Here is a 4,234-nt window from a genome sequence, read left to right on the forward strand (position 1 = left end):
AGCCGTCACGACAACTTCTTCGAACTCGGCGGCCATTCGCTTTTGGCCGTGCAGTTGCTCGGTCGAACGCTCGCCGTTGGGCTGAAGTTTAGCGCTGCCGATCTCTTCCAAGCCCCTGTTCTGAAGGAACTCGCATCAAAGATTCATTTTCAGCGACAGCCCAGCGTTCCGGAAGCGATTACCGTTCAGGCAACCGGATCACAACCACCGCTCTTCTTTGTTCCCACAGGTTCGGGCGATTGTTCCTATGTCCTCAGTTTGGCGGAGAAAATGGACGTAGACTGTCCCATCTACGCTCTGCCATGGCCGCCTTTCAATGAAGTTTGTCCACAAACTCTTGAAAGAATAGCCGCGGAGGTGATCCTGGCGATTAGAGAGATCCAGCCACGGGGTCCGTATCGCTTTGCTGGATACTCATCAGGTGCAATCTTGGCTTATGCAATTGCCCAGCACTTGCTGGGTCTCGATGAAGCTGTATCATTCATCGCTCTCATCGATGTCGCGTTACCCGCAAATCCATCGAGCATATTGCCCACCCAAATGGTACGAGAAGTGCTGCTGGATTCTTTTGGATACTTAGATGATGAGAGTTTCGGAGTACTGGAACGCTTTGCTGGACAAAGTTCAATTGCCCAGCTTCTTGAAAAGGCAAAGCAAGTTGGGGCGATACCTTTCGATCGTGATCTCCACAACGAGGTTTTGATGTATGAAAAGACTGCGCAGTTCCAAAGGGCGCTGGACTTGTATAATGTTCCATCCCTGCCGGTTGAGATCCACCAGTTTTATGCCAAAAGGCCTCTCCTTAGCCGTCGGGCGCGACCTCGAAGAAATTCCATGGGTCCTGAGGCAAGTTCACCTATGCGGGGGTGGGACAGGGTTTTGCGTGAGGGGACCATTCATGCCATACCGGTGCCAGGCGACCACGTGACGATGATGGATGTTCCAGAAAACCGTCGAGTTCTGGCTCGACAGTTATCGATGGCCTTAAACCGCTCATTGACAACAAAAGCTTCGAATCGATTCCGGTAGATCTCGGACAGTACAGGTGGAGAACGGCGTTGGTGCATGGATCGGGTGAGCTCCGGATTTCGGTCTTTGATGCTACGATCTACGCGGTGGCTTCCTTGCAACGAACGGATTTCGGGCGTGCCCATTCCAGCATTCGATTGAGGATAGCGCAGCTGATGGCGACTTCCGTCTTTTGTGCCCGGAACGATCTTGCCCGCAGGCGGGGCCCGATGATTGATTTGTAGCGGCCGATGGCGGTCTCGACCAAAGACCGCTTGCCGTAGCGGTCGCGGCTTGCCACTTCATTCGACCGTCCGTGTTGATTGCCGCGATATGACGGTCTCGCTGGCTGCAGACGTCCGTATGCGATCGTTCGACCGCGTTAGAGCGCGGCGGAATGACGACTGCGGCGCCGGCGCTGTGGCTGGTGACGGCGTCATAGGTCGGCTTTCCGTCATAGGCGCCATCGGCGGTGAACTGGCCGATCGGGATGTCAATGTGGTCGAGGATCGGTTCCACCTGCGAGGCGTCGCCTGTGTCCTGGTCGGTCACGGCGTGGGCGATGATCTCACCACTGTCGGCATCCAGTGCCAGATGCCAGTTTGCGCCAGCTGCGCCGCGATCTGGCACCGTGCTTTTCCTCCAGCCATTGGCCAGCGCCATAGATTTCAAGCCCGATGCTGTCGAAGAGGACGTGGACAGGTCCTGCTGATGGAACGCGACAAATTTGCTGCCGTTCAGACAATCGTATAGCGCGACGATCAGGGTGAGACGCCGTATTGCCTCACCCAAGAGTGTTCCCAGAGAATAATGCCGTTGCCTCACTCGGATGTTCTCGAATGCCTCACGGCTTGTTCCGATCGTATCCCCGCACCTGGTGCAGGTGACGGAGGTAGCGAAGCCGCTCGCGAGCGCGCCCTCAATAGCGCTGTAGCGAGCGGGCGGCTTTGCGGGCGGTCATCAGTATTTTCCGGTAGCGGTCGGGTTGTCGAAGACCAACCTGGCGGTGAGAGTGCGGATGCCGATCCCATTGTCCGGTAATGATCTCACTGCACGACCTCTACGATTTCCGTCTGCCGCGCGGCATCGGCGAATGGCCCGAACACCAGCGCATTGGCCTGTGTACTGCGCCAGATCTTCATTCGGCGCTGCACGGTCCGAATGAGGCCGTCGGGATACACGCCGGGGTATTTGACCTGCAAGCGTTCAAGCAACTCTCGCGAAGTTCGCCAAGGCTCCGCCTCGAACCATTCCTCGAGTTCGGCAGTGACGGCGAGTAGAGGATCGGGCCTCCGCCGCTCACCGCTGGCTTGGAGCGGGCAGTCGGTTTCACTTCACCATCACGCCAAGCAATCCGTAAGCCAGACAGAAAGTCTTCGAGCGGTAATGCCTCGCCGTCGGTGGCAGGCGAACCATCAGGCTTGTCAGCGATTTCGACCAACCGCTCTTGTGCCAGGCGTATGTCGCGGAGCAGCCGGACCGGATCGAGCGTCAGGTACATCGCCTTGAGCCAAAGGCATGTATCCTCCGGCGTGCGTGGGTCGTCAAGCAGCCGCTGAAAGGGCGTGGCGGGACGATGATAGCGCTTGATCACCTTGGCTCCGTCACGGTGCTTTTCTTTCAGCTTGAATGATGGCTGAAAGAAATTCACGAACAACCGCATTGACGAATAAAGCTTCGCCAGCTCCCGAGTGGCTCGCAGCCCCTCGAAGCGTCGGTATCCAACGATCTTGCGCACGATCGCGCCATTCTTCTGCTCGACAAATGCCTGATCATTCTTTCGGTAAGGGCGGCAACGGGTGAGTTCGATATTATCGTGCAAGCAATACTCATGAACACTCTCGTTCATGAACACACTGTCGTTGTCAGTGTCGAAGCCCAGCAGCGGGAACGGCAGCAACTTGCGCAGTTCGGTCAACGCAGTGATCAGTAACCGTTTGTTCGCGAGCCAGCAGCGGCGCGCATTCCGTCCAGCCCGTGGCTATATCGGTCAACACCAGCGTTTGCGAGAAGGCACCTCTCGCGTAGGGGCCGGAATGAGAAACGAGATCAGCCTCGACAAAGCCGGGTGCGGGGTCATCCCAATCCGAGAAGGTTCGAACGGGAACACTACGCCGAATCGCCGTTGATCCTTTCCGGCGCCGCGGACCCGTGGCGCTCGCTTTAATCTCCTTGAGGACTCGATCGATCGTCGCCGGGCTCATCGTCAAGAGTTGCCGGCGGGTCTCGCTATTCATATCGCCGTGTCCATGACGTTCCATCGCTTCGATCAGTGTTGGCAACAGGGGGTGTAGTCGCTTGCCGCAAATTCGATCCGACGCCGCCCAAACAACGACGAGCGCTGCCCGCACGTCATCGCCGTAAACCCGGCGCCCTGGCCGGGGACCACCCTTCGTCGGTTCGCGTTCTCCTCGCAGCAGTCGCATCGCTGCTTGCGATGAAAGCCCGTGAGCGCCACGAACTCGTCTAACATCCTCGCCTTCTCGGCCCGCCCGCCTAACTCATAGCGACTACTGATCGCCGCCACCAATTCCGCACGTGTCGCCATGCTTACCTTCCTCATCACAGCTCCCGAGGTTGATTCGTCGGGAGCAATTTAGATGAGGCAATAACCCATTCTCAGGGAGCAGTTCAGGCGAGGCAATGCGGACGCGAGCGACAATCTTGTTTGTCGTCGCGCAGTTTTACCTTCGTCTGCACAGTGTATCGCTAACCCGTGCCTGAATGCTGTACAGGTTCGCTTTGCGACTGTATCCGAGGCCGGGCTACGAAAAGCGGGCGAGCATTTCGCGGAGTGTGGCGTTCTCGGTTTTGAGACGAGCGCAGAAAAGCGCCTTCAAACGCATGTTTTCCGCTTCGAGCCCCGGCAGTTCATCCTGCACTGGCGGTGGCGATTTCTGAGAGCCCTGCCCATCCGGTCGGGATTGCCTGGCGTTTGATCGCGCCCGCGATCGAGCCTTGCGCAGCTTACGCTGAGCGCGACCAGGCAATTTGTCGGAAACAGTGGCTCTGGGCTCTTCCGGAGAAGGCAAAGGCTCATCGGCCGGTTGTTCAGCAATCGCGGGTGACACCATCGAATGCGTGGATGATGCCTCGGTCGGATCACTCGGAACAATTTCCCTTGCCCCGTCGTTGACCGGCTCCTCGGCGACAGCTGCGGCATCGCTATCTAGGCTGGCGCCGCTCGGCAAAGAGTCTTCCGCGACCACAGGAATATGAGCCTGCA

At 57.8% G+C, this 4,234-nt stretch carries 1 protein-coding gene and 3 pseudogenes; 1 reads left to right on the forward strand and 3 read right to left on the reverse strand.

Features of this window, described 5'->3' with window-relative positions:
* Positions 1–1,029 (forward strand): thioesterase domain-containing protein (locus tag V8P77_RS34560; protein WP_264400063.1); only part of this gene is annotated, 1,029 nt, incomplete at its 5' end.
* A 79-nt stretch (positions 1,030–1,108) separates the two neighbouring features.
* Here V8P77_RS34560 and V8P77_RS34565 read toward each other — a convergent pair.
* The 3 pseudogenes from V8P77_RS34565 to V8P77_RS34575 all read right to left on the reverse strand — a co-directional run.
* A pseudogene (locus V8P77_RS34565) lies at positions 1,109–1,714 on the reverse strand (IS5 family transposase); the annotation flags it as partial.
* Positions 1,715–2,054: 340 nt separating this feature from the next.
* A pseudogene (locus tag V8P77_RS34570) lies at positions 2,055–3,571 on the reverse strand (integrase catalytic domain-containing protein).
* Positions 3,572–3,773: 202 nt separating this feature from the next.
* Positions 3,774–4,234, reverse strand: a pseudogene (locus V8P77_RS34575) (hypothetical protein); the annotation flags it as partial.

Source organism: Rhizobium aouanii (genome assembly GCF_037002925.1).
Classification (GTDB): Bacteria; Pseudomonadota; Alphaproteobacteria; order Rhizobiales; family Rhizobiaceae; genus Rhizobium; species Rhizobium aouanii.